We start from the raw sequence: 24,190 nt of genomic DNA, 5'->3' as shown, positions 1-24,190 counted from the left end.
ATATCGACGAAGTAAGTCCGGTCAAAAACCGGGAATGCTAACTAAGGCAGTTCCCGCTCTGATAACCTAGACATAAATCAAAACTCGGTCAAGTCGCGTCGGCCCATGGGCCTGTTTTTTCGCCGCCCGCGCGCGCCGGTGTCAGATGCTGCCCGCAGGCCTGCCCGGCGCGGGGGCCAAGGCGCTGCGGCCCAGCAGATGATCCAGCGACCAGCGCCCCGGTCCCTTGGCGATCAGCGCCAGAAAGCACGCGGCCCAGAGCCCATGCGTCTGCCATGCCGAAGGGTAGACAAAGATCTGGATCACCAGCGTCATCATCAGCAGCCCCAGCGCGGCAAGGCGCGTGCCGAGGCCAAGCACCAGCAGCGCGGGCAGGATATGCTCGGCCAGCGTCGCCGCCACCGCCGCCCAGTCCGAGGGGATCAGCGGCAGCGCATATTCATGTTCAAACAGGAACCATGTGCTGTCGGCGATGGAAAACCCCTCGACCTTGGTGCGCCCCGAGGCCCAGAACACCGAGGCCGGAAACACCCGCAGCGCCAGCGCGGCGACAGACCATGGCAGGTGGCCCAGCAGCCTGTCGATGCGGTCAAGGAAAGGGATCGGTGTCATTGCGGTGTCTTTCCATACGGGAATGCGGTGATGGCGCCGGCCTGCGCCAGCGTCAGCAGCAGCGGGCCGGGATCATGGCCCGGCTGGTGGCGCAGCGCGGCCTCGGCGGCGGCGAGCAGCGTGGCGCCATGCATCAGCGCCTGCAGAAAGGCCGGATCACCGGTGCGCAGCGGCAGAACCCGCACCTGATCGGCCGCGTCGCGCAGGATCAGCACGCTTTCGGGGATGCCGGCATCCAGTTCGGCCGGGGGCACTGCCTCGGGCTGGTTGGCCTGCCAGATGGTGAGGGCCGCGTAATCCGCCTGCAGGATCCGCACCGAGGGGTGCAGCCGCGCCCCCCGCGCGGCGGGTTCCTGCGCGGCCTGCGCCAGTTGCGCGGGACCGGCGGCGGATGCGTCGGGGGCGTGATAAGCCTCGCCGCGCAGCCATTCCAGCCGCGCCACATCCGGCAGATAGGGGTAATCGGCCAGCGGCGGAAAACTATGCAGAAAGCCGGGAAATGCCTCGCCCCAGCGAAACAGCATCGGCGAGACGGGCGGATGCGCGGTCAGGAATTCCCGCGCCAATGCGGCAAAGAACTGCGCCCCCAGCAGCCGTTCGATCACCGGAAAGCGTGCGGCCAGCGCCCGGGCCAGGCTATGGGCCACATTGTTGCGATAGACGGCAAAGCGGCGGACGGTCTCGGTCGGGTCGCGGGCGGTGACGCCCGGCGGCAGCGCGTCCGAGGCGAGGGCGCTGCGAAACGCCGCGGTCAGCTCAGCATGCGCGGGCAAGGCAGCCTCCGTTCACGCCGTCGAGGATGCCGGCGGCGCGGCGCGCCTCGGCCAGTAACTCGGCAAAGGGCGGCACGTCATTGTCCCATTCGATCAGCGTGGGCAGCGCGCCGGTGCGGGCGACGGTTTCGGCGTAAAGCACCCAGACGGGATCGGCGACCGGGCTGCCATGATCGTCGATCAACAGCGGGCCCGAGGGTAACTCCTCCTCGGCATGGCCGCCCAGATGGATCTCGCCCACCTTGTCCAGCGGAAAATCCGCCAGATAGGCGCGAGCATCGGTGCGGTGATTGGTGGTCGAGACAAAGACATTGTTGATGTCCAGAAGCAGGCCGCAGCCGGTGCGGCGGGCGATCTGGGTCAGGAAATCGGTCTCGGTCAGGGTGGATTGCTGAAACAGGACATAGGTTGCGGGGTTTTCCAGCAGCATCCGCCGCCCCAGCCGGTCCTGCACCTCGTCGATATGGTCGCAGACGATGTTCAGCGTCTCGGGCGTATAGGGCAGGGGAAGCAGGTCGTTCAGATATTCCGCGCCATGGCTTGACCATGCCAGATGCTCGGAAAAGCTTTCGGGCTGATAGCGGTCGACCAGCGCGCGCAGCCGCGCCAGATGGTCGGCATCCAGCCGGCCGGGACCGCCGATGGACAGCCCGACCCCATGCAGCGAGATCGCGTAATCCTGCCGCAGCGCGGTCAGTTGCCGGTGCGGCGGACCGCCCGCGCCCATGTAATTCTCGGCATGGATTTCAAAGAAACCCAGTTCGGGGCGGGTTTCGCGGATGGCGGGGAAATGCTCGGGCTTGAAGCCAAGGCCCGGCGCGGCGGGTAGCACAGTCATCGGAAGATGCCTCCTTGTGAGGAAAGGGCCGGACCCCGGCGAAGGGCCCGGCCGGGACGTTACATCTTGACCGGTTCCAGCGAGCCCATGCCCTTGGGCGTCTTGATCGTGGTGCAGGTGCCGGCGGGGACGTATTTCCAGGCGTCGCCCTGATAATCCATGGTCGAGGTGCCGGCGCAGGTCGTGCCCGGCCCGGCGGCGCAGTCGTTCTTGCCGGCCATGGCGACGCCGTAGCATTTCTCCATCGCGACATCGCCCGGCTTTTTCATGTCATCGGCATGGGCGGCAGCGGCCAGCGACAGCGCGGTGGTCAGGGCGGCGGTCAGTTTCAGGCTCTTGTCAAAGGTGGACATCGCATTCTCCTATATGTCGCGATAAGGCCGTCTTGCGGTCCTCGGAGGGTCCATTCGCGCCGGGCCGGGCCGGGGTTACAGGCGCTCACGCAGGCGTGTTCGCACAGATTTTTTTCGCGATGCGCTGTAACGTCGGTGCAAGCGCATGCGAATGGACCGGCAGGATGACGGATCGCGAAACCGAATGGGCGGCGCTGCTGAGGGCGGCGAATGCGGGGGATGGGCAGGCCTATGCCCTGTTCCTGCATGCGATCACGCCTGTCCTGCGCGGTCTGGTGCGCGCGCGCGGCCGGGCGCTTGATGCCGCCTCGCATGAGGATGTCGTGCAAGAGGTGCTGCTGGCCATCCATCTCAAGCGCCAGACCTGGCGCGCGGATGCGCCCTTGCTGCCGTGGCTTTACGCCATCGCGCGCTACAAGCTGGCGGATGCGTTCCGCAGGCGCGGCGCGGCCATCCACCTGCCGATCGAGGATCTGCGGGCCGAACTTGCGGCGCCAATGCATGACGCCAGCGCCGCGCGCGACAGCGCGGTGCTGCTGGGGCGGCTGGATGCGCGCTCGGCCGCCATCGTGCGCGCGATGAACCTGGAAGGGGAAAGCGCGGCCGAGGTCGGCCAGCGCCTGGAGATGAGCGAAGGCGCGGTCCGCGTGGCCCTGCATCGGGCGATGCAGCGCATGATGCGGATCGTGAAAGGGGATCAAGGATGAAGACCGACGAGCTGATCACAACGCTGGCCGGCCAGCCCACCGCGCTGCCTTTGCGCAGCGGGCAACAGGTGCTGGCGCTGCTGTCGGCGATGGCGGCGGCGGCGGCGCTGTTTCTGGCCGTCGCCGGGCCGCGCGACGGGCTGTCCGCGCTGCTGATGCAGCCGCTGATCGCCGCCAAGACCCTGCTGCCGGTGCTGACGAGCCTGATCGCCCTGCCGGCGCTTGTGGCGCTGTTCTACCCCGAGGGGCGGATCAGCCATCCGCTGCGCCTTGCCCTGCCGCTGGCGGTGGCGGCGGGTTTGTGGGGCTTTGGCTTTGCCACCTTGCCGGGCGCGGCGCGCTTCGCCCAGTTCACCCCCTTTGCCATCGTCGAATGCGTCGGGCTGATCCTGGTGATCGCGGCGCTGCCGCTGTGGCTGGCGCTGTGGCTGGCGGCGCAGGCTGCGCCGACGCGACCCATGCTGACCGGGGCGCTGGCGGGGCTGGTCGCGGGCGCGGGCGCGGCGGCGGGATATTCCTTCTTCTGCCTGCAGGACAATCCGCTGTTCTATGTCACCTGGTATGGCACGGCCGTCGCCCTGACCATGATCGCGGGCGCATGGCTGGGCGCCCGACGCCTGCGCTGGTAACGCGTGCCATCCCCTTCCTGCCAGCCGTCCGGCACCTTGCCGCAGCCGCTTGTTTGCGCGGATTTTCCGCCTAGAGTGAACCGGGCAGGGGGCAGGCTGCTTTCGCGCGACAGGGATTGCACCGCCCTATTCCGGACGGGCTGCGGCCCTTGTCGTGCGGTCCTGGCTCCGGCGCGCAGGATAGTGATCATCCGGGGGACCAGTCATGGCGATTCATGCCAGTATTCATCACCTTACCCATTACCGCTATGACCGCCCCGTCACGCTGGGGCCGCAGATCATCCGCCTGCGCCCGGCGCCGCAATCGCGCACCAAGGTGCTGTCGCACAGCCTGAAGGTCTCGCCCGGCGGGCATTTCGTGAACCACCAGCAGGACCCTTACGGCAACTGGCTGGCGCGGTTCGTGTTCCCCGAGCCGGTGACCGAATTCAAGATCGAGGTCGATCTGGTCGCCGACATGTCGGTCTATAACCCCTTTGATTTCTTCGTCGAGGAAAGCGCCGAATACTGGCCCTTTGACTATCCGGCCGACCTGCATGACGATCTGGTCATCTATCGCACGCCCGAGCCCGCCGGCCCGCATCTGGCCGCGTTTCTGGCCAGCGTCCCGCGTGAGCGCGTCCGTATCGTCGATTTCCTTGTGGCGCTGAACGCGCAGGTGAATGGCGCGGTCAATTACACCATCCGCATGGAGCCCGGCGTCCAGACGCCCGAGGAAACCCTGGGGATCAAGTCCGGCTCGTGCCGCGATTCAAGCTGGCTTCTGGTGCAGGCGCTGCGGCATCTGGGGCTGGCGGCACGGTTCGTCTCGGGCTACCTGATCCAGCTTGCGCCGGATGTGAAATCGCTCGACGGCCCCTCGGGGACCGAGGTCGATTTCACCGACCTGCATGCCTGGGTCGAAGTCTATGTCCCCGGCGCGGGCTGGATCGGTCTGGATCCGACTTCGGGCCTTTTGACCGGGGAAAGCCATATCCCGCTGGCCGCGACCCCGCATTACCGCAATGCCGCGCCGATTTCGGGCGGCTTCAGCAGCGCCGGCGCGCCCGAGGTCGAGTTCGATTTCGACATGCAGGTGCGCCGCGTGGCCGAACATCCGCGCATCACCAAGCCCTTCAGCGACGAGGCCTGGGCCGAGCTGAACGCGCTGGGTCACAAGGTTGACGAGGAACTGGCACAGGGCGACGTGCGCCTGACCATGGGCGGCGAGCCGACCTTCGTGTCCATCGACGATTTCGAGGCGCCGGAATGGAATACCGATGCCGTCGGTCCGATGAAACGCGATCTGGCCGACAAGCTGATCCGGCGGTTGCGCGACCGTTTCGCGCCCGGCGGCTTCCTGCATTACGGGCAGGGCAAGTGGTATCCGGGCGAAAGCCTGCCGCGCTGGACCTTTTCGCTATACTGGCGCCATGACGGTCTGCCGGTCTGGAAAAACCCCGATCTGGTCGCGCGCGAGGCGCAAGATTACGGCTCGGGCGCCAGTCAGGCCCATGATTTCATGGCGACATTCGCCGAGAAACTGGGCATCACCGCCGAGCATGCCCAGCCCGCCTATGAGGATCCCGCCGAATGGATCCTGAAAGAGGCGAACCTGCCCCCCAATGTCTCGCCGGAAAACTCCAAGCTGAAAGACCCCGAGGAACGCTCGCGCTTTGCCCGGGTGTTTTCGCGCGGGCTGACCGAGCCTTCGGGCTTTGTGCTGCCCCTGCAACGCTGGCAGTCCAAGGCCAGTGCGCCGCGCTGGCGCTCGGAAATGTGGAAGCCCCGGCGCGGGCATCTGTTCCTGATCCCCGGCGACAGCCCGGTAGGCTATCGCCTGCCGCTGGCCGGGCTGCCCTATATCCCGCCGGCGCAATACCCCTATAGCTATGTGGCCGATACCTCGATCCCGGTCGGACCCTTGCCGGATTTCCATGCCGGCCTCAGCACCCGCCGCGCCGAGGTTCAGGCCGAAATCGACCGTCTGGCGGCCGAAGAGGCCGAGCAGGCCGCGATGACCCCCGCCGTCAGCGAAGGGCATGCCCAAAGCGGCGAGATCAAGCCCGAGACATCCAACCGCCAGCGCATGGTGGCGCAGGACGGCGTCGATCCGGCGCAGGGCATCGTGCGCACCGCCATCGCCATCGAGCCGCGCGACGGCCGGCTGTGCCTGTTCATGCCGCCCTGCGAAACGCTTGAGGAATATCTGGAACTGCTGGCCACCGCCGAGGCGGCCGCCGCCGATCTTGGCCTGCCCATCCATATCGAGGGCTACGCGCCGCCCCATGATCCGCGCCTGAACGTGATCCGCGTCGCCCCCGATCCCGGCGTGATCGAGGTGAACATCCACCCCGCCCATAGCTGGGACGATTGCGTGGCCACCACCGAGGCGATCTATGACGAGGCCCGGAACTGCCGCCTTGGCGCCGACAAGTTCATGATCGACGGCCGCCATACCGGCACCGGCGGCGGCAACCATGTCGTCGTCGGCGGCGCGACCATGGCCGACAGCCCCTTCCTGCGCCGCCCCGATCTGCTGAAATCGCTGATCCTGATCTGGCAGCGGCACCCGTCGCTGAGCTATCTGTTTTCTGGGCTGTTCATCGGCCCGACCTCGCAGGCGCCGCGCATCGACGAGGCCCGCCATGACGGCCTTTATGAGCTGGAAATCGCGCTGGACCAGATCGGCGATCCGCAGAACGGCGGGCCGCTGCCGCCGCCATGGCTGGTGGACCGGCTGTTGCGCAATATCCTGATCGACGTCACCGGCAATACCCACCGCGCCGAAATCTGCATCGACAAGCTTTATTCGCCCGATGGCCCGACCGGGCGGCTGGGGCTGGTCGAGTTCCGCGGCTTTGAAATGCCACCGCATCCGCGCATGAACCTTGCCCAGCAATTGCTGATCCGCGCCATTATCGCGCGCTGCTCAAAGGCGCCGGTGCGGGGCAAGCCGGTCCGCTGGGGGACCGTGCTGCATGACCGCTTCATGCTGCCGCATTTCATCTGGCAGGATTTCCTGTCGCTGCTCGATGATCTGGCGCTGCATGGCTTCCGGCTGGACCCGGTCTGGTATCAGGCCCAGTCCGAGTTCCGTTTCCCCTTCTGCGGTCAGGTCGAGGTCGAGGGCGTGCATCTGGAACTGCGTCAGGCGCTGGAGCCGTGGCACGTCCTTGGCGAAACCGGCGCCATCGGCGGCACGGTGCGCTATACCGACAGCTCGGTCGAGCGGCTACAGGTGCGCATGACCTCGCTAAGCCAGGACCGCTATCGCATCATCTGCAATGACCGCCCGGTGCCGCTGACCCGGACCGAGACCAGCGGCGAAAGCGTCGGCGGCGTGCGCTTCAAGGCGTGGCAACCGGCGGCGGCGCTGCATCCGGTGCTGCCGGTGAACGCGCCGCTGACTTTTGACATCTATGACGACTGGACCGGGCGCGCGATCGGCGGCTGCGTCTATCACGTCGCTCATCCCGGCGGGCGCAATTACGACACCTTTCCCGTCAACGGTTATGAGGCCGAAGCCCGGCGTCTGGCCCGGTTTCAGGCCCATGGCCACCGCCCCGGCTCTTACGCCCCCGCGCGCGAGGCGCCGAACCCGGAATTTCCGATGACCCTCGACCTGCGGCGGGCGCCATGGATATAACCCGGGCATGAACTCTGATGCCCCGCCCATAAGCCCCGCGATTCTGCGGGGTTACGCGCCGCAACCCGGCATCGCGGACGAGCTTTTCGACGCGCAGGGCCGGATGCGGCCGGTCTGGTCGGCCTTTATCGCCCAGCTTGCCGCCCTGACCCCGGACGAGGTCGAGATCCGTTTCGCCCGGGGCGAGCAATATCTGCGCGATGCGGGCGTCTATTTCCGCTTTTATTCGGGCGGGCCGGCGCAGGACCGCGAATGGCCGCTTAGCCATGTGCCGGTCCTGATCCCGGAACAGGAATGGGCGGCGATCTGCGATGGGCTCACGCAGCGGGCGGAATTGCTGGAAATGGTCATGGCCGATCTTTACGGCCCCGGCCAGCTGGTCCGCGACGGCCATCTGCCGGCCGAGCTGGTGGCCGGCAATCCGCAATGGCTGCGGCCCTTGGTCGGGGTGCAGCCGCGCTCGGGGCATTGGCTGCATCATCTGGCCTTTGAGATCGGCCGCTCGCCCGATGGCTCGTTTCTGGTTCTGGGCGACCGGGCGCAGGCGCCCTCGGGGTCGGGTTTCGCGCTGGAAAACCGCATGGCGACGATGCGGATCTTTTCCGAGCCGTTTCCGCGCGCCCATGTCCACCGGCTGGCCGGGTTCTTTCGCGCCTTCCGCGAGGCGATGGAGGGGCTGGCCGGGGATCGCGGCAAGGCGATCCTGACGCCGGGGCCGAACAACGACACCTATTACGAACATACCTATATCGCCCGCTATCTGGGCATGACCCTGCTGGAGGGCGAGGATCTGATCGTCCGCGACGGTCAGGTGATGGTGCGCACCGTCAGCGGGGTCGAGCCGCTGGGCCTTTTGTGGCGGCGCATCGACAGCGAATTCGCCGACCCGCTGGAGCTGAACGAGGGCTCGCAGATCGGCACTCCCGGCCTGATCGAGGCGCTGCGTCAGGGCAACCTGTCGCTGATCAACGCGCTGGGATCGGGCGTCATCGAGGCCCGCGCCTTCATGGCCTTTCTGCCCCGCATCTGCGAGCGGCTGACCGGCGAGGCCCTTCGCCTGCCCAATATCGCGACATGGTGGTGCGGCCAGCCGGCCGAGCGCGCCCATGTCGCCGCCCATGCCGACCGCATGATGATCGGCGAGGCGCTGGACCCGGCGCTGCCCTTTGCCATCGGTGCCAATACCGCGCTTGGCGGGCAGTTTCTGGGCGGCGCGGACGGGCTTCAGGGCGGCCTTGGCGACTGGATCGAACGCAATGGCAACCGCCTGGTCGGGCAAGAGGCGGTGACGCTTTCGACCACCCCCGCCTGGTCCGAGGGGCGGCTGGTGCCGCGTCCGATGACCATCCGCGTCTTTGCCGCGCGCACGGCCAGCGGCTGGACCTTCATGCCCGGCGGCTATGCCCGCATTGGCAAAAGCGGCGATACCACGGCGCTGGCGATGCAGGCCGGCGGCTCGGTCGCGGATGTCTGGGTGATGTCGCAGCAGCCGGTGCAGCCCGACACGCTGGTCGTCAAGGGTGGGTTCGAACGCGCCGCGCCCGGCATCCTGCCCACCCGCGCGGCCGAGAACCTGTACTGGCTGGGCCGCTACAGCGACCGGACCGAGGGCGTGATCCGCGTCCTGCGCGCCTGGCACCTGCGTCTGGCCGAAACCGACGACCGCGAGGATGCCCGGCTGACCGCGCTGGCTGATTTTCTGGCGCGGCAGGATATCGATGTCGACCAGCCTATCCCCGAGGCGCTGCTGGGGATGATCGCCTCGGCGCGGTTCTCGGCGGCCAAGGTGCGCGACCGCTTTTCGCCAGATGGCTGGGCGGCGCTGAACGATCTGGCCAAGACCGCCGACCGGCTGGCGCAGCGGGTGCGGCCCGGCGACGATGCCGCCCATGCCATGTCGGTGCTGCTGCGCAAGATTTCCGGCTTTTCCGGGCTGGTGCATGAAAACATGTATCACTTTGCCGGCTGGCGGTTTCTGCTGCTGGGCCGGGCGCAGGAACGCGCCGATGGCACGCTGATGATGCTGTCCGAGTTCACCGCCCCCGAGGCCCCGCCCGGCATGCTGGAGATTGCCATCGAGGTCGGCGACAGCGTGCTGACCCATCAGCGCCGCTATCGCTTTGGCCCCTCGCGCGGGACGGTGCTGGACCTGCTGGCGCTGGACGCGCGCAACCCGCGCGCGGTGCTGTATCAGATCGCGCAGATGCGCCACCATGTCGGGCGGCTGCCCCATGCCGGGACCGATGGCCGCGCCTCGCCGCTGGAACAGCTTTTGCTGACGCTGGATACCGACCTGCGCGTGGCCGATCCCGATGCCCTGCCGCCCGAGCGGCTGTGCGACATGCATGACCGGCTGGCGCGGGCTTACGACCTGATCCAGTCCACGCTGCTGAGATAGGCCGATGCGCTACGATATCCTACTGACCATCGATTACAGCTATCAGGCCGCTTCGGACCATGTGCGCAATATCCTGCGGCTGGTGCCGCAGGACGGGCCGTCGCAGCGGGTGACGGCGGCGCTTTTGACCATTGATCCGCCCCCGGACGAACGCCGCGACGGGCGGGATTTCTTTGGCAATGCCACCTCGTCGATTGCCTGGCACGAGCCGGTGCAGCAGATCACCTTTTGCCTGACCGCCAGCGCCGAGCGTTTCGCCGCGCCCGTTGACGACCTGTCGCCGCCGCTGACCGATCTGCCGGGGCTGGTGACGGCGGCCTGCGATCCGGGACCGGCCTCACCGCAGCATTACCTTGCGCCCTCACCGCGCATCGCGCCGGTGCCGGCGATCACCGAATTCACCCGCAAGGCGCTGCCTGCGGGTGCCTCGGCCCGCGCCGCCATTGAAGCGGTGGGGCAGGCGCTGCACAAGACGATGACCTATGACCCCGAGGCGACCGATGTCGCCACCCCTCCGGCCGAGGCCTTTGCCGCCCGGCGCGGGGTCTGTCAGGACTATACCCAGATCATGGTCGCGGGCCTGCGGGCGGTGGGGATTCCGGCGGGCTATGTCTCGGGCTTTCTGCGCACCTATCCGCCACCGGGCCAGCCCCGGCTGGAGGGGGTCGATGCCATGCATGCCTGGGTCATGGCCTGGGCCGGGCCGGTTCAGGGCTGGGTCGAATACGACCCCACCAATGCGCAATGGGCGGGCGAGGATTACATCACCGTCGCCATGGGCCGCGACTATGCCGATGCCGCCCCGGTCAAGGGCGCGATCCGCACCGCAGGCGGACAGGACAGCACGCAGGCGGTGGACGTGATCCCGCTGGACTAGGGCTGGCCCGCCCCAAGCCCGCGCAGGATGCGCTGGCTGCGGCGGATGACGGTGATCCCGGTCAGCAGCGTGACCAGCCACAAGGCCCAGAGGACGACCGGCCAGCCCAGCCCAAGGATCAGCGCCAGCACCTGCGCCAGCGCGCCGGCGGTGACCACCGCCATGCGATGCGATTTCGCGCCGGGGCCGGAAAAATCCGAGCCCAGCCCCGCCGCGCGGCCGAATTCGCGCAAGTATGCGGTAAAGATCGCCAGCGCCCCGGCCAGCAGGCCCATGGACAGCGACCCCGCCGCCATGCCGAAGCCGGCAAGGATCAGCAGGTCCGACAGCCGGTCGGGCACCTCGTTCCAGAATGCGCCGTCGGGGGAACCCATGCCGCCCTCGACCGCGACCAGCCCGTCGAAAAGGTTGCAAAGCAGCCGCAACTGCGTCAGCCCCGCGCCCGCGATCAGCAAAAGCCCGGTCCAGACCGGCCCGACACAGCCCGAAAGCGCGAATGCCCCGCAGGCCCCCAGCGCGGCCACCACCGATCCCATCGAGATATGGTTGGGCGAGACGCGCGCCGCGACCAGCCGGCGGGTCACATGGGCGGCCCATCTGGTGTTGCGGCTGGCGATGGGCCGGCGGCTGAAATCCTCGGTCATAACCATCCCCATGCCAGAATATGCAGGAAGACCGGGGCGGAGAACACAAGGCTGTCCAGCCGGTCCAGAATGCCGCCATGGCCCTGCACCAGCGTGCCCCAGTCCTTGACGCCGCGGTCGCGCTTGATGGCGGACATGATCAGCCCGCCCAGGAATCCGAATGTGGTCACGACCAGCGCCACCAGCCCCGCCTGCCACCATGCAAACGGCGTGATCCCCGCCAGCGCCATGCCCAGCAGGCTGGCGCTGAGCATGCCGCCCAGAAGCCCCTCGACGGTTTTCGAGGGCGAGACGCGCGGCGCCAGCAGATGCCGGCCAAGGCTTTTGCCCCAGACATATTGCAACACGTCCGAGGCCTGCACGACCAGAATCAGCCAGGCGACCAGCGTAAAGGCGCTGTAGCGATAGCCGGGAATGTCCAGTTGCAGGATCGCCGGGATATGCGAGACGCAATAGACGCAGACCATCAGCCCCCATTGGGTTTCCGACACCCGGGTCAGAAAGTCTTTGACCTCGCCCTTGAAGACGGTGACGACCGGCAAAAGCAGGAAGCAATAGACCGGGATCAACAGCGTGGCAAAGATCGGCACATGCAGCCAGACCAGCAGATATTGCAGCGGCAGCACGACATAAAAGGCGACGGCCAGCGCGTCATGGTCGGCACGCCGGGTATGGGTGATGGTGGCAAACTCGCGCAGCGCGGCCACCGAACACAGCGCGAAAAACACCGTGATCGCCGTGGCGCCAAGGGTAAAGATCAGCGCCAGCACGCCGATCATCACCCACCATGCCCAGATCCGGTCCATCAGGTTGCGGGCGGTGTCGCCCCCGACCTTGCCCCGGCGGATCAGCGTCCGCGCGATCAGCGTGGCGACGATCAGGAATGCGAACAGCCCGTAAAAGACGAAGGCCGAAGGGGAATAAAACCGCGACATCGCTCAGATCCTTCGGTCGGAAAGCGCCAGCATGGCCTCGGCCAGCCGGATCAGGAAGGCATCGCGACTTTCATCCTTGTCCGGGCGAAGCGGGGCGCCAAAGCGGACGGCGCAGTTCAGCGGCACCGGCAGGATGCTGCCCTTGGGCAGGATGCGGTCAAGGTTCAGGATCCATGCCGGGACGATCTCGGCCATGGGCGCGGCATGGGCCAGATGAAAGATGCCCGATTTCAGCGGCAGCAGGGGCGCGTCGGTCAGGTTGCGCGTGCCCTCGGGGAAAAAGATCACGTCCTCGCCGGCGCGCAGGACATTGGCGACGGTCTCGACCGGGTCGGTCTGGCGTTTCGCGGGATCGCGGTCGATCAGCACGGCGCGAAAGACCTGATCGGCGATCCAGCGTTTCAGGTTGGAGGCCTGCCAGTAATCGGCACCGGCCACCGGGCGGGTGCGCAGGCGCTGGGGTTTGGGCAGCACCGACCACAGGGCCACGAAATCGGCATGGCTGACATGGTTGGCGACATAGATGCGCGGATGTGCCCCTGGCGGCGGCAGGTCGATGGCGCGCAGGCTAAGCAGGGCGCGGGCGGTGCCGACAAGGGCGCTGCGCGCCATGCGGACCGGGATCGTGGCCGTCATTTCACAAGTCACTTTGTATTTCACGTGCCCGCAGACTGTCATGAACGGGGGACAGGTGAAAGGGGGGCAAGTGCCGCGCGATGCCGAATGCGATACTGGCCGGGCGTCGTGCCGGTCGCGGCGCGAAAACCGCGCGTCAGGTGGCTTTGGCTGTCAAAGCCGCAAGCGGCGGCGACCTGCGCCAGCGGCATGCCCGCCGCGATCAGCGCCCTTGCGCGGGTGATGCGGCGATGCAGCACAAAGCGATGTGGCGACACGCCGCAACTGGCGCGAAAGCTGCGCTGCAGGTGAAATTCGCTGAGATCCGCCAGTTCCGCCAGATCGCGCAGGCGGATCTGGCCATCCAGATGCGCCTCGGCATAGTCGGCGATCAGGCGCAGCTTGTGCGGCGCAAGGCCGCCCGTGACCCCGCGCCCCTCGGGCAGGCGCCATGGGCCGGGGCCAAGGAGGGCGGCCGTCAGGTCAAGCATCGCCGTCTCGCCCAGCAGGCCAACGCCATCGCGGATCGCCTGCGCCAGCGCGAGGAAAGGGGCAGTCAGCGCCGGCGGGGTCGCGGCATAGGGCAGGTCGGCGAGCTGCAACTGCCTTGCATCGCGGTCAAAGGTTTCGGCAAAGCTGCGGCGCAGCTCGTCATCTGGCAGGTAAAGGTGGATGAAATCAAAACTTTCGGTGATTTCCCATTCCGAGCTTTGCCCCTGCGGCATCAGACAGAACGCGCCCTGCCAACCGCGAACGGGCTGGCGGCCCACGCCGGGATCGACCCGGCGCGTACCGCCGCCGCCCCGCAGGTAGAAGCTGAGGACATGCCCCAGCGGCGCCTCGTAGCGGATATGCGCATCCCGGTTGCGCCAGATCGTGGCGGCACGCCCAAAGCCCAGGTCAAGCCGGCCCAGCATGCGGGCATGGGGCGCGGCGGCAAGATAGGCCGAGACGGGTTGCAAAGGCGGGCGTGGCATCGGGGGCACCGGATGGGTTGACGGGGCCATCCTAGCCGCGCGGCGGCGCGGGAAAAGGGGCGTTGCCGTGCTTTGCCGCAAGATCGTGCAAGGCACCGCAGCGCCGTGATGCTATGGCGGCGGGGATCAAGGAGTCACCTGCATGAACGCCCTGCTTTTTGCCGCCACCGTCCTGATCTGGGGCACCACCTGGATCGCCATTGCCCTGCAGGTCGGACCCGTGCCGGTGCTGGTCTCGGTCTTTTACCGCTTTGCGGTGGCGGCGCTGGTGCTGCTGGCAGGGCTGGCGCTGGCCGGGCGGCTGCGGGTTCCCGCCGGGAGGGACTGGCCCTGGATCGTGGCGCAGGCGCTATGCCTGTTCAGCATGAACTTCATCTGCTTTTACGCGGCGGCGGCCTATCTGCCCTCGGGGCTGATTTCGGTGATCTTTTCGCTGGCGACGCTGTTCAACGCCGTCAATGCCCGCATCTTCTTTGGCGAACGGATCGCTGCCCGCGCCGTGCTGGCCAGCCTGCTGGGTGTCAGCGGGCTGGCCCTGCTGCTGGCGCCTGAACAGGCCGCCGCGGGCGGCACCCTTGACGGCGGCACGATTCGCGGCATTGCGCTGGCCTGTCTGGGGACGATGCTGTTTTCACTGGGCAACATGGTGTCGCGCCGCAACAGCGCTGCCGGCATTTCGCCCTTGCAGGCCAATGGTTGGGGCATGGCTTGCGGGGCCGCTGTTCTGATCGGCCTGATCGCCGTGACCGGCACGACGATGGTGGCGCCGCCCGACGGGCGCTATCTGGGGGCGATGCTGTATCTGGCGGTGGTCGGCTCGGTGATCGGCTTCACGACCTATCTGATGCTGGTCGCGCGGATCGGCTCGGCCCGGGCGGCATATGCGACGGTGCTGTTTCCCATCGTCGCATTGGCGCTTTCGACAGCCTATGAGGGCTATGTCTGGCATTGGCAGGCAGGATTGGGGCTTGGCCTTGCCCTGCTGGGAAATCTGGTGATGTTCTCACGGCCGAGGACGGGCAGGGCCGTGCCCGCCTGAGCCGGCTCAGTTCAGGTGGATCGCCTGAAAATCGGCTTTCTTGATGCCCAGACGGTTCAGTTCGCGCTCGGAGGGCAGGTGGTTCACCCTGAGGTCCGAGACCACCGAGACAGCAGCGCCAAACATGCGCAGGGCCGAACGGATATAGCGGATGATAGTCATTTCTTCAGTGCCTGTTTACGTGGTCAGTTACGTGTTCGGCGCTTAAATGGGGCGATATGTCTTATTCTGCAATGCGGCATTCAACATTGCGGCCATGCGGCCAGCGCATGCCGCCAAATATGCCCAGACATAAGAAAACCCCGGCCCAAGAGGCTTGGACCGGGGTTTCCGCCTGGGAGACAGCGGGGTGGCGGCGGGGTCAGTCCTCGTCGCCGGCAAGTTGGCTCAGCATCTCGCCCTTGCCACGGGCGCGCAGGATCAGCGGCACGATCAGCGCCAGCGCGGCGATGCCCAGCAGCACGGCGGCGATGGGCGACTGCACCAGATAGCCCCAGTCGCCCTGACTGATCGACAGCGCCCGGCGCAGATGTTGTTCGGCCATCGGGCCAAGGATCAGGCCGACCACGATGGGCGCGATCGGGTAGCCGAAAAGCCGCATGCCATAGCCAAGGACGCCAAAGCCCAGAAGCATCCCCAGCTCGAAGGTCGAGGGGTTGGCGCCGATGGTGCCCAGCGTCGCGAACAGCAGGATGCCTGCGTAAAGCCACGGCTTGGGCACGGTCAGCAGTTTGACCCATAGCCCGATCAGCGGCAGGTTCAGGACCAGCAGCATGAAGTTCGCGATCAGCAGGCTGGCGATCAGCCCCCAGACCAGCGTCGGGTTGGTGGCAAAAAGCAACGGTCCCGGCTGCAGCCCGAATTGCTGGAAACCCGCCAGCATGATCGCCGCCGTGGCCGAGGTGGGCAGGCCCAGCGTCAGCAGGGGCACCAGCGTCCCGGCGGCGGAGGCGTTGTTGGCGGCCTCGGGGCCGGCGACGCCCTCGATGGCGCCATGGCCAAACTCTTCGGGGTGTTTCGACAGTTTCTTCTCGGTCGCATAGCTGAGAAAGGTGCCGATCTCGGCCCCGCCCGCCGGCATGGCGCCGATGGGAAAGCCGATGAAGGTGCCGCGCAGCCACGGCTTCCAGGACCGCGCCCAGTCGCTGGCGCTCATCCAGATCGAGCCTTTGACGGCGGTCAACTCGTCATCGATATGGATGCGCTGGCCGGCGATGAACAGCGCCTCGCCCACCGCAAACATGGCGACGGCCATGGTCGTGACCTCGATCCCGTCCAGAAGTACCGGCACGCCGAATTCCAGCCGCGCCTGTCCGGTCAACTGGTCGATGCCGACGCAGGCCAGCGCCAGCCCCAGAAACAGCGAGGTCAGCCCGCGCAACGCCGAATCGCCGAACGCGGCCGAGACGGTGACGAAGGCCAGCACCATCAGCGCGAAATATTCGCGCGGGCCAAAGACCAGCGCCACCTTGACGATCCATGGCGCCAGAAACGCCAGCAGCAGCGTCGCGATCAGCCCGGCGATGAACGAGCCGATGGCGGCGGTGGCCAAAGCCGGGCCGCCGCGGCCCTTGCGGGCCATCTTGTTGCCTTCCAGCGCGGTGATGATCGAGGCGCTTTCGCCCGGAGTATTGAGCAGGATCGAGGTGGTCGAGCCGCCATACATGCCGCCGTAATAGATGCCGGCGAACATGATCAGCGAGCCGGCCGCGTCCAGACGGTAGGTGACGGGCAGCAAGAGCGCTACGGTCAGCGCCGGGCCGATGCCGGGCAACACGCCCACGGCGGTGCCCAGCGTCACGCCGATCAGCGCGTAAAGCAGCATCATCGGCTCGGCCGCGGTGGCCAGACCCTGCAGCAGGAAGTCAAACGCGCCCATGGCTCAGGCCCCCGGAAAGATCAGATGCTCAAGCGGCCCGGCGGGCAGGTTCAGCATCAGCAGTTGCGAGAAGATCGTCCAGACCACAAAGGCGAAACCGATCCCAAGGGGGATGGTCATGGCCAGATTGGTCTTGCCAAAGGCCCGCGCGGTAAAGGCGAACAGGATGCCCGTCGCGATGGAGAACCCCGCGACGTGCAGAAGCATCATCTGGGCGGAAAGACCCGCCACGATCCACAGCACCGGGGCCGGGGCTTGACGCGGACGCTGCGGGAAATCGCCGCGCAGGGCCTCGATGGCGGTCCAGACCGACAGGCCCAGCAGGCCGAAGGCCACGACGCGGGGCACGCTGGCCGGGCCGACGCCCGAATAGCCGCCCAGATCGGCAAGGCGTGCGCTGTCCCACAGCATCACGCCCGCGACCACAGCCAGCCCGGCGGCGATGATCAGCGCCGCCGGATCACGGCGGCGCGGCGGATCGAAGCGGGTAACGCTCATTTCACCAGACCGATATCCTTGAGGACGGTTGCGGTGGCGGCCTCATCCTTGGCCAGCTGGGCCTCGAAATCGGCACCAGCCAGATAGGTGTCGGACCAGCCCTTGTCGGCCAGCTGCTTTTGCCAGTTTTCCGATTTCACCATCTTTTCGATATCGGCGGCGACCTTGGCCTTTTGTTCGTCATTCAGGCCGGGGGCGGCGGCAACCATGCGCCAGTTCTGCAATTCCACGTCCAGACCCGATTCCTTCAGCGTGGGGGCCTCGACGCCCGCGATCCGCTCGGGCGCGGAAACGGCCAGCAGGCGCAGCGTGCCGGCCTTGACCTGTGCGTCGAACTCGCCCAGCGAGGACACGCCCGCCGTCACCTGATTGCCCAGAATGGCGGCCAGCGCCTCGCCGCCGCCGGAATAGGCGATGTAGTTGATCTTGGTCGGGTCGACGCCCGCCGCCTTGGCGATCAGCCCGACCGCGATATGGTCGGTGCCACCTGCCGAGCCGCCGGCCCAGCTCACTGCGCCGGGATCGACCTTCAGCGCCTCGATCAGGCCCTTCATGTCCTGAATGGGCGAGGCGGCGGGGACCACGACGGCCTCGTATTCGCCGGTCAGGCGCGCGATCGGGGTCACGTCTTTCAGCGAGACGGGCGAATTGTTGGTCAGGATGGCGCCGACCATGACAAAGCCGCCGACGATCAGCGCCTGATCGTTGCCGCTGTTCTGGCTGGCGAATTGCGCCAGCCCGATGGTGCCGCCGGCGCCGGGGACGTTCTGGACCTGCACCGAGGGGCTGATGCCGTCTTCCTGCATCACCGTCTGCATGGTGCGCGCGGTCTGGTCCCAGCCGCCGCCGGGATTGGCCGGGGCGATGATGGTGTAATCGGCCATGGCCGGCAGCGCGACGGCCCCCGCAAACAGGCCGGCAAGAACGAATTGCTTCATGGTATTCCTCCGCAGCGGCGGGCCGCGTGGCGCGCGCCCGTCCGGTTGGTCCGTTTTTATGGTCGTGGCCCGCATCTCTCCCAAAATGCGGACGGTCCTCCGGGGTGCGCGTCAGACGGCCCCCGGGGACAGTTCCACCACAGAAAGCTGTCATGGACCTGACATGGGTGCGAAAAAACTTGAACGCGGGGAAATGCCGGGGGCTATTGCCCCGAAATGGCCCGGTTCCAGCGCGCCAGCAGCTTGGCGCGGGTGGCCTGATCCAGATAGGCTAGCAGACCGGGACTGACCGGCACCGGCTTCAGCCGCAGCCCGGCCAGATCCTGCATCCCGCCCGCCGGGCTGGTCTGGCCCGCCACCTCAAGGCTGACGGCCGACAGGCGCAGCGTCTCTGACAGCAGGCTTTGCCCCTCGGGCGACATCATATAGGCTAGAAAATCCCGGCCCAGATCGGGCGACCGCGCCGCCGAGGGCACCACCCCCACACGCGACACGACGACGGTGAAATCGCGCGGCAGGATCAGCCCGACATCGGGATGCTGGCGCGCCCATTCCGCCGCATAGGACCCCAGCAGGTTGTATCCCAGTGCCAGCCGGCCATCGGCGATCCGCTCCAGCAGCTCGCCCGAGGTGGGGAATTGCTGGACCCCGGCCCGGCCCATCGCCTCGACCACGGTCCAGATCTGGGGGTAAAGTTCCTGATCGCGGGCCAGAAACAGATAGCCCACGCCCGAGCGGGTGACGTCATAGGTGCCGATCCGGCCCTTTGCCCGGGCAGGGTTCTCGGCCATCCAGCGCATCAGGTCGGCGCGGGTGGCGGGCGGTTCGGATCCGGCAAAGCTGGGCTTGTGATAGGCAAAGACGGCGGGCTCGAATGTCAGCGCATAGGCGGTGTCGCGCCAGTTCGCCCAGGCTGGCCAGGTGGCGGTATCGGGCGTCACCACGCCTTGGGCATAGCCGTCATTGGCCAGCTTGACCTGCAGATCCATGGCCGAGGAAAAGGCGAAATCGGCGGTCGGCCCGCCGGCATCGGTCTCGGCCATGATGCGGTCATGCAACTGGGTCGTCAGCAGATTTTCATAGCGGATGGCGATGTCGGGGCGCTGGTGCTGAAAGGCCGCGATCAGCGGCGCTGCCAGATCGTTGTCCAGCGAGGAATAGATCGACAGCTCGCGCCCCTGTCCCGCAGGCGCGGCGAATTGCGTGACCTGCGCCCATGCTCCGCCCGCCCATAGCGACAGGGCGGCAAGGACGGGCACAAGGCGGGAAAGCGGCTGCATGATGGGTGACAGTGCCAAAGCCCGACCCCGTTCACAAGTCCGCAGCCTGCCGCTAGGCTGTCATGTCAGGGGGGACGGGATGCGCATTCTGCTGGTCGAGGATAACCTGTCGCTGGCCGAGGGGCTGGTTACGCTGCTGCGGCAGTCGGGCTATGCGGTGGACGTGGTCCATGACGGCGCCTCGGCCGAGGCGCTGGCGCTGGCGGAAAGCTTTGATCTGGTGATTCTGGACCTGAACCTGCCGCAGATGGACGGGCTTGAGGTGCTGCGCGCCATGCGCATGCGCCGCAACCCAGCGGCGGTCATGATCCTGACCGCGCGCGGCACCCCCGAGGAACGCGTCCGCGGCCTTGACCTTGGCGCTGACGACTATCTGATCAAGCCCTTTGACATCGGCGAATTCGAGGCCCGTATCCGCTCGCTCTTGCGCCGTCAGGCGGGGTTGCGAAATTCGACCGTCAGTTTCGGCGATCTGGTGCTGGACCAGACCGCGCGCAGCTTTCTGCTGGCCGGCCAGCCGCTGGACCTGCCGGCACGGGAACGCGGGCTGCTCGAGCTGCTGATCATGCGCGCGGGCAAGGTGGTGGCGCGCGAATCGATCGTGCAGTCGCTGACCTCGCTTGAGGATGACCTGTCCGCCAACGCGATCGAGCAATATGTCAGCCGGCTGCGCAAGCGGCTGGCCCCGGCCGGGCTGACGGTCAGGACCGCGCGCGGCATCGGCTATTTCCTTGACCGGGCTGAACGGTGAATCCGCGCCCGCTCTCCCGCCGCCCGTTTTCCCTGCGTCGCCGCCTGCTCGCCTGGCTTTTGGTGGCGACGGCGGTGCTTGGGACGGCGGCGCTGATCGACACCTGGCGCGAGGCGGTGCGGACCGCCAATGCGCTGGCCGACCGGGTGCTGGCCGGCTCGGCCCTCGTCATCGCCGAGCGCGCCTCGCTGAACGATCAGGGCCAGATCGCCATCGACATCCCCTATGGTGCGCTGGAAATGCTGAGTTCCGCCGCGCAGGACCGGGTGTTTTACCGCGTCGATGGCCCGCCCGGCCATGTCGTGACCGGCTATGCCGACCTGCCCATGGCCCTGGCGCAGCAGGGGGGCGACCCGGTCTTTGCCGATGGCACCTTCCGGGGCGTGCCGGTGCGGGTGGCCAGCCTTGCGCGCGGCGCCTCGACCGGGATCGACGAGGTGCCCTTTGTCGTCACCATGGCCGAGACCACCAATGCCCGTCGCGAACTGACCCGCGCGATCCTGATGCGCTCGGCCCTGCGGCTGGCGCTGATGATCGCGGGGGCCGGGCTGATCGTCTGGATCGCGGTCAGCGTGTCGCTGCGCCCGCTATACCGGCTGGGCGACGCGATTGCCGAACGCAGCCCCGATGATCTGTCGCCGCTGGAGATTCCGGTGCCCAGCGAGGTGCGCGGGCTGGTCGGCACGGTCAATTCCTTCATGCGGCGGCTGAAATCGGCGCTGGACGGGCTGCGCAACTTCACCGGCAATGCCGGGCATCAGCTGCGCACGCCGCTGGCGGTGGTGCGCACCCAGCTTGCGCTGGCCGTCCGCGCCGGCACCCTGGCCGAGGCGCAGGAGGCCGCACATAAGGGGGACGCCGCCGTCGCCCATGCCGAGCGCATCCTTGCGCAGCTTTTGCTGCTGGCCAAGGTGGATGCGGCGGGCGGTGGCGGGCCGCGCGCGCCCATCGACCTTGCCGCGCTGGCGCGCGACGTGACCGCCGACCATATCCCGCAGGCGCTGGATCTGGGCATCGATCTGGGCTTTGAGGGCGCGGACAGCACTGTTCCCGTCCGCGCCGAGCCGCTGCTGCTGGGCGAGGCGCTGCGCAACCTGATTTCCAACGCCATGCTGCATGCCGGCCGGGCGGCGGTGGTCACCGTGCGGGTGCGGATCAGGGGGGCGCAGGCCCTGCTGGAGGTCGAGGATAACGGCCCCGGCATCCCCCCCGGCGCCCGTGCCAGTGCTGTCAGCCGATTCGCGCGTGGCCAGACCGAGGGGCCGGGCATGGGCCTTGGCCTGCCCGTCGTCGAGGAAATCGCCACGCTTTTCGGCGGCCATCTGGTTCTGAACGAGGGTGCGGGCGGCCGGGGCCTGCTGGCGCGGATCGTTTTGCCGGCGGTAAACTGACGGGGCGGCAATTTTCGCCGCCGATCCCATCAGACCACTTGCAAAACGGGGCGATTATGGGCATTTTAGCGCCGTTCGCGACTTTGTGAACGCAGTTTGGTGGCCGGGCCCCTCTGGCGAACGTGGCGGCACGTTCGTGATGTCGGCACTGATCTTTGACCCAGCCGCCTGGATCTTTATCACATGACTCACGGAAACGGTCCCCTCGCGGGGGGTGCTTCGGGTGGTGCATCGAACTCGATGATGCACTATTTCAAATGGGCCTTTATCGTCACCATCATCGGCCTGGCCATGGGCGCCGCGCTTGGCTGGCAGTCGACGGGGACGGTGGGCGGGATGCTCTCGGTCTTCTTCATCTGCGCCGTGCTGGCGGTGCTGGAAATCTCGCTGAGCTTTGACAACGCCATCGTCAACGCCAACAAGCTGAAAGACATGACGCCGGAATGGCAGCATCGCTTTCTGACCTGGGGCATCATCATCGCGGTCTTTGGTATGCGGATCGTGTTCCCGCTGCTGATCGTCGTCGTCGCGGCCAATATCGGCCCCTGGCAGGCGATGGTGATGGCTGCGACCCAGCCCGACGAATATTCGCGCATCATGCATGACGCGCATCTGCCCATCGCGGCCTTTGGCGGCACCTTCCTGATGATGGTGGGCCTGTCGTTCTTTTTCGACCATGAAAAGGACGTGCACTGGGTGCGCTGGCTGGAAGGCCGGATGCAGAAATACGCCACCATCCGCGGAATTGAGGTCGCGCTGGTGCTGGTGACGGTGCTGATCTTCTCGCGCTTCCTTGAGCCGGCCGAATCGCAGATCTTCTTTCATTCGGCGATCTGGGGTCTTTTGACCTTCCTGCTGGTCGAGGTTCTGGGCGGGCTTCTGGACAGCTCGCAAGAGGCGCTGCAAGCCGGTGCCAAGGGCGGTCTGGGCGCCTTCCTTTACCTTGAGGTGCTGGATGCGTCCTTCAGCTTTGACGGTGTGATCGGGGCTTTCGCGCTGACCCACAACCTGTTCGTCATCGCCATCGGTCTGGGCATCGGCGCGATGTATGTGCGCTCGATGACCATCATGCTGGTCGAAAAGGGCACGCTGACCGCCTATCGCTACCTTGAGCACGGCGCCTTTTACGCCATCATCGCGCTGTCGGTGATCATGTTCGTGCAGCCGCTGGTCCATATCCCGGAAGTGGTGACGGGTCTTGGCGGCGCGACGCTGATCGGGATCTCGCTTTGGGCCTCGATCCGCTGGAACCGCAAGAACGGTGGCGCCGAATCCGAGGCGTGATCACCCCGAACTGACCCTTTGCGGCCGCCTGTCCCCGTGACCGGCGGCCGTTTGCATTTCACGCCCCGCCCCATTTCGGGTTAAACAGGGATGGTCTGTTTCAGGAGGCTTCATGTCCACGCTTGCCCCGGTTTTCGCCCTTGCCGCGCTGATCCTGCTGGTTCTGCTGTGGCGCGCCCGCAAGACCGGGGGGCTGCGCCGCGCGGGTATGGGGCTTGGGGCGCTGATCGCCGGGGCGCTGGCGATGGTTTCGCTGGCGCAGCCCGCCCGCGAAACCGGCGAGGACGTGCAGGATTATTACAGCCAGCGCCGCGCCCCGCCGCCGCAGCCCTTGCGGGTCTTTCATCTGGGCCACAGCCTTGTCGGGCGCGAGATGCCCGCCATGCTGATGCAACTGGCCGGGCAGGGGCATGACTACGCGCTGCAACTGGGCTGGGGCACGACCCTGCGCGCGCATTTCGAACCCGAGGTCGAGATCGCCGGTTTCGATCAGGAAAACGCCACGCCGAAATATCGCGATGCCCATCAGGCGCTGGCCAGCGGCGATTACGACGCTTTCGTGATGACGGAAATGGTGCGGCTGTCGGACGCGATCAAATACCACCAAAGCCGCGATTACGCGGCGAAATGGGCGACCGAGGCGGCGGCGGCCAATCCCGAGGCGCAGATTTTCCTTTACGAAAGCTGGCACGCGCTGGACGACCAGCCGGACTGGCTGACCCGCCTGCCCGAAGATCTGGAAACCATGTGGAAGCCGGAATTGCTATGGCCCGCCGCCCGCGCCGCGAAAAAGCCGGTCTGGCTGATCCCGGTCGGGCAGGTCATGGCGCGTCTGGTCTCCGAGGCCGAGGGGCAGGGCGGCAGTGCCGAGCTCAAATCCCGCAAGGACCTGTTCGCCACCACGCCCGAGGGCAAGCTGGACCCGATCCATCCCAATGATCTGGGCATCTATCTGGTGGCGCTGACCCATTACGCGGTGCTTTACGGCAAAAGCCCGGTGGGTCTGCCGCATGAACTCAAACGCGCCGATGGCAGTCCCGCCACCGCGCCCTCGCCGGAACTGGCGCGGCGCATGCAGGAAATCGTCTGGGAGGTGGTGACGCGCATCCCCGAGACCGGCGTTCCGGCCACGGGGCTCTAGCAC

Annotated in this window: 23 protein-coding genes; 10 read left to right on the top strand and 13 right to left on the bottom strand. The window is 67.0% G+C overall.

The genetic code is table 11. The features are described 5' to 3' along the window. Positions 1 to 141: 141 nt before the first annotated feature. The 4 genes from DFP89_RS03485 to DFP89_RS03470 are packed head-to-tail and all read right to left on the bottom strand — an operon-like array spanning position 142 to position 2,576. The gene (locus DFP89_RS03485; protein ID WP_114347995.1) at positions 142 to 612 is read right to left on the bottom strand and encodes a DoxX family protein; all 471 of its coding nucleotides are present in this window, start codon (positions 610 to 612) and stop codon (positions 142 to 144) included. After that, positions 609 to 1,385 carry an HvfC/BufC N-terminal domain-containing protein gene (locus DFP89_RS03480; protein ID WP_114347994.1) on the bottom strand — a complete coding sequence of 259 codons (777 nt, stop codon included), beginning with the start codon at positions 1,383 to 1,385 and terminating at the stop codon, positions 609 to 611. Before DFP89_RS03480 ends, DFP89_RS03485 begins: the two co-directional genes overlap by 4 nt. After that, positions 1,369 to 2,223 (bottom strand): MNIO family bufferin maturase, encoded by an 855-nt coding sequence (bufB, locus tag DFP89_RS03475; RefSeq protein ID WP_114347993.1) that lies wholly within the window; start codon positions 2,221 to 2,223, stop codon positions 1,369 to 1,371. The genes DFP89_RS03480 and bufB overlap by 17 nt, the downstream gene beginning before the upstream one ends. Positions 2,224 to 2,282: 59 nt before the next feature. After that, a complete protein-coding gene (locus DFP89_RS03470; RefSeq protein WP_114347992.1) occupies positions 2,283 to 2,576 on the bottom strand; it encodes a BufA1 family periplasmic bufferin-type metallophore in 294 nt (97 codons plus the stop codon). Between the two features lie 164 nt (positions 2,577 to 2,740). On the opposite strand from DFP89_RS03470, the gene DFP89_RS03465 reads away from it, so the two are divergent. From DFP89_RS03465 to DFP89_RS03445, 5 genes are all read left to right on the top strand, one after another. Then, positions 2,741 to 3,283: a sigma-70 family RNA polymerase sigma factor gene (locus DFP89_RS03465; protein ID WP_114347991.1), complete on the top strand. Its 543-nt coding sequence runs from the start codon at positions 2,741 to 2,743 to the stop codon at positions 3,281 to 3,283. Then, on the top strand, positions 3,280 to 3,912 hold the full coding sequence (locus DFP89_RS03460; protein ID WP_114347990.1) for an NrsF family protein: 633 nt from the start codon (positions 3,280 to 3,282) through the stop codon (positions 3,910 to 3,912). Before DFP89_RS03465 ends, DFP89_RS03460 begins: the two co-directional genes overlap by 4 nt. Before the next feature lie 205 nt (positions 3,913 to 4,117). Next, positions 4,118 to 7,540, top strand: coding sequence for a transglutaminase family protein (locus DFP89_RS03455; RefSeq protein WP_114347989.1), 3,423 nt, complete (start codon positions 4,118 to 4,120; stop codon positions 7,538 to 7,540). Positions 7,541 to 7,808: 268 nt separating this feature from the next. Further along, complete coding sequence (locus tag DFP89_RS03450) at positions 7,809 to 9,938, top strand: circularly permuted type 2 ATP-grasp protein (protein ID WP_425452627.1); 2,130 nt, start codon at positions 7,809 to 7,811, stop codon at positions 9,936 to 9,938. Positions 9,939 to 9,942: 4 nt separating this feature from the next. Continuing rightward, positions 9,943 to 10,815 (top strand): transglutaminase family protein, encoded by an 873-nt coding sequence (locus DFP89_RS03445; RefSeq protein WP_114347987.1) that lies wholly within the window; start codon positions 9,943 to 9,945, stop codon positions 10,813 to 10,815. Here DFP89_RS03445 and DFP89_RS03440 read toward each other — a convergent pair. The 4 genes from DFP89_RS03440 to DFP89_RS03425 are packed head-to-tail and all read right to left on the bottom strand — an operon-like array spanning position 10,812 to position 13,986. Continuing rightward, positions 10,812 to 11,459: a CDP-alcohol phosphatidyltransferase family protein gene (locus DFP89_RS03440; RefSeq protein ID WP_114347986.1), complete on the bottom strand. Its 648-nt coding sequence runs from the start codon at positions 11,457 to 11,459 to the stop codon at positions 10,812 to 10,814. The genes DFP89_RS03445 and DFP89_RS03440 overlap by 4 nt on opposite strands. Then, entirely contained in the window at positions 11,456 to 12,394 is a 939-nt protein-coding gene (locus DFP89_RS03435; RefSeq protein ID WP_114347985.1) for a phosphatidate cytidylyltransferase, read from the bottom strand. Before DFP89_RS03435 ends, DFP89_RS03440 begins: the two co-directional genes overlap by 4 nt. Positions 12,395 to 12,397: 3 nt before the next feature. After that, the gene (locus tag DFP89_RS03430) at positions 12,398 to 13,030 is read right to left on the bottom strand and encodes a lysophospholipid acyltransferase family protein (protein ID WP_114347984.1); all 633 of its coding nucleotides are present in this window, start codon (positions 13,028 to 13,030) and stop codon (positions 12,398 to 12,400) included. 38 nt (positions 13,031 to 13,068) lie between these two features. Continuing rightward, positions 13,069 to 13,986 (bottom strand): helix-turn-helix transcriptional regulator, encoded by a 918-nt coding sequence (locus DFP89_RS03425; RefSeq protein WP_114347983.1) that lies wholly within the window; start codon positions 13,984 to 13,986, stop codon positions 13,069 to 13,071. 142 nt (positions 13,987 to 14,128) lie between these two features. Between DFP89_RS03425 and DFP89_RS03420 the strand changes: the two genes are divergently transcribed. Further along, a complete protein-coding gene (locus DFP89_RS03420; RefSeq protein ID WP_114347982.1) occupies positions 14,129 to 15,025 on the top strand; it encodes a DMT family transporter in 897 nt (298 codons plus the stop codon). A gap of 6 nt (positions 15,026 to 15,031) precedes the next feature. On the opposite strand, the gene DFP89_RS20240 is transcribed toward DFP89_RS03420, so the two are convergent. The 5 genes from DFP89_RS20240 to DFP89_RS03400 all read right to left on the bottom strand — a co-directional run bounded on the left by DFP89_RS20240 (position 15,032) and on the right by DFP89_RS03400 (position 19,638). Then, positions 15,032 to 15,187: a hypothetical protein gene (locus tag DFP89_RS20240; RefSeq protein WP_181870228.1), complete on the bottom strand. Its 156-nt coding sequence runs from the start codon at positions 15,185 to 15,187 to the stop codon at positions 15,032 to 15,034. A 199-nt stretch (positions 15,188 to 15,386) separates the two neighbouring features. Beyond that, entirely contained in the window at positions 15,387 to 16,904 is a 1,518-nt protein-coding gene (locus DFP89_RS03415) for a tripartite tricarboxylate transporter permease (protein ID WP_114347981.1), read from the bottom strand. Positions 16,905 to 16,907: 3 nt separating this feature from the next. Continuing rightward, positions 16,908 to 17,402: a tripartite tricarboxylate transporter TctB family protein gene (locus DFP89_RS03410; RefSeq protein WP_114347980.1), complete on the bottom strand. Its 495-nt coding sequence runs from the start codon at positions 17,400 to 17,402 to the stop codon at positions 16,908 to 16,910. Beyond that, a complete protein-coding gene (locus tag DFP89_RS03405) occupies positions 17,399 to 18,340 on the bottom strand; it encodes a Bug family tripartite tricarboxylate transporter substrate binding protein (protein ID WP_114347979.1) in 942 nt (313 codons plus the stop codon). Before DFP89_RS03405 ends, DFP89_RS03410 begins: the two co-directional genes overlap by 4 nt. Before the next feature lie 203 nt (positions 18,341 to 18,543). Continuing rightward, on the bottom strand, positions 18,544 to 19,638 hold the full coding sequence (locus DFP89_RS03400) for an ABC transporter substrate-binding protein (RefSeq protein ID WP_114347978.1): 1,095 nt from the start codon (positions 19,636 to 19,638) through the stop codon (positions 18,544 to 18,546). A 61-nt stretch (positions 19,639 to 19,699) separates the two neighbouring features. On the opposite strand from DFP89_RS03400, the gene DFP89_RS03395 reads away from it, so the two are divergent. From DFP89_RS03395 to DFP89_RS03380, 4 genes are all read left to right on the top strand, one after another. Then, complete coding sequence (locus tag DFP89_RS03395) at positions 19,700 to 20,371, top strand: response regulator (protein WP_114347977.1); 672 nt, start codon at positions 19,700 to 19,702, stop codon at positions 20,369 to 20,371. After that, positions 20,368 to 21,762, top strand: coding sequence for a sensor histidine kinase (locus tag DFP89_RS03390; protein ID WP_114347976.1), 1,395 nt, complete (start codon positions 20,368 to 20,370; stop codon positions 21,760 to 21,762). The genes DFP89_RS03395 and DFP89_RS03390 overlap by 4 nt, the downstream gene beginning before the upstream one ends. A 240-nt stretch (positions 21,763 to 22,002) precedes the next feature. Continuing rightward, positions 22,003 to 23,046: a DUF475 domain-containing protein gene (locus tag DFP89_RS03385; RefSeq protein WP_114347975.1), complete on the top strand. Its 1,044-nt coding sequence runs from the start codon at positions 22,003 to 22,005 to the stop codon at positions 23,044 to 23,046. Positions 23,047 to 23,158: 112 nt separating this feature from the next. Continuing rightward, positions 23,159 to 24,187, top strand: a complete 1,029-nt coding sequence (locus DFP89_RS03380; RefSeq protein WP_245948581.1) for a hypothetical protein — start codon at positions 23,159 to 23,161, stop codon at positions 24,185 to 24,187. The last annotated feature ends 3 nt before the right edge of the window (positions 24,188 to 24,190 follow it).

The organism is Paracoccus lutimaris (genome assembly GCF_003337565.1).
Classification (GTDB): domain Bacteria; phylum Pseudomonadota; class Alphaproteobacteria; order Rhodobacterales; family Rhodobacteraceae; genus Paracoccus; species Paracoccus lutimaris.
Note: the sequence above shows the minus strand (reverse complement) of the source record. Positions and strands in the feature narration are given on the sequence as shown.

Bases quoted from the DNA above. Each gene is read 5' to 3' on its own strand.
- DFP89_RS03415 (WP_114347981.1), bottom strand. From the start codon at position 16,904: ATGGGCGCGTTTGACTTCCTGCTGCAGGGTCTGGCCACCGCGGCCGAG.
- DFP89_RS03425 (WP_114347983.1), bottom strand. From the start codon at position 13,986: ATGCCACGCCCGCCTTTGCAACCCGTCTCGGCCTATCTTGCCGCCGCG.
- DFP89_RS03465 (WP_114347991.1), top strand. From the start codon at position 2,741: ATGACGGATCGCGAAACCGAATGGGCGGCGCTGCTGAGGGCGGCGAAT.
- DFP89_RS03410 (WP_114347980.1), bottom strand. From the start codon at position 17,402: ATGAGCGTTACCCGCTTCGATCCGCCGCGCCGCCGTGATCCGGCGGCG.
- DFP89_RS03470 (WP_114347992.1), bottom strand. From the start codon at position 2,576: ATGTCCACCTTTGACAAGAGCCTGAAACTGACCGCCGCCCTGACCACC.
- DFP89_RS03405 (WP_114347979.1), bottom strand. From the start codon at position 18,340: ATGAAGCAATTCGTTCTTGCCGGCCTGTTTGCGGGGGCCGTCGCGCTG.
- DFP89_RS03435 (WP_114347985.1), bottom strand. From the start codon at position 12,394: ATGTCGCGGTTTTATTCCCCTTCGGCCTTCGTCTTTTACGGGCTGTTC.
- DFP89_RS03420 (WP_114347982.1), top strand. From the start codon at position 14,129: ATGAACGCCCTGCTTTTTGCCGCCACCGTCCTGATCTGGGGCACCACC.
- bufB (WP_114347993.1), bottom strand. From the start codon at position 2,223: ATGACTGTGCTACCCGCCGCGCCGGGCCTTGGCTTCAAGCCCGAGCAT.
- DFP89_RS03460 (WP_114347990.1), top strand. From the start codon at position 3,280: ATGAAGACCGACGAGCTGATCACAACGCTGGCCGGCCAGCCCACCGCG.
- DFP89_RS03455 (WP_114347989.1), top strand. From the start codon at position 4,118: ATGGCGATTCATGCCAGTATTCATCACCTTACCCATTACCGCTATGAC.
- DFP89_RS03395 (WP_114347977.1), top strand. From the start codon at position 19,700: ATGCGCATTCTGCTGGTCGAGGATAACCTGTCGCTGGCCGAGGGGCTG.
- DFP89_RS03485 (WP_114347995.1), bottom strand. From the start codon at position 612: ATGACACCGATCCCTTTCCTTGACCGCATCGACAGGCTGCTGGGCCAC.
- DFP89_RS20240 (WP_181870228.1), bottom strand. From the start codon at position 15,187: ATGACTATCATCCGCTATATCCGTTCGGCCCTGCGCATGTTTGGCGCT.
- DFP89_RS03440 (WP_114347986.1), bottom strand. From the start codon at position 11,459: ATGACCGAGGATTTCAGCCGCCGGCCCATCGCCAGCCGCAACACCAGA.
- DFP89_RS03430 (WP_114347984.1), bottom strand. From the start codon at position 13,030: ATGACGGCCACGATCCCGGTCCGCATGGCGCGCAGCGCCCTTGTCGGC.
- DFP89_RS03385 (WP_114347975.1), top strand. From the start codon at position 22,003: ATGATGCACTATTTCAAATGGGCCTTTATCGTCACCATCATCGGCCTG.
- DFP89_RS03380 (WP_245948581.1), top strand. From the start codon at position 23,159: ATGTCCACGCTTGCCCCGGTTTTCGCCCTTGCCGCGCTGATCCTGCTG.
- DFP89_RS03445 (WP_114347987.1), top strand. From the start codon at position 9,943: ATGCGCTACGATATCCTACTGACCATCGATTACAGCTATCAGGCCGCT.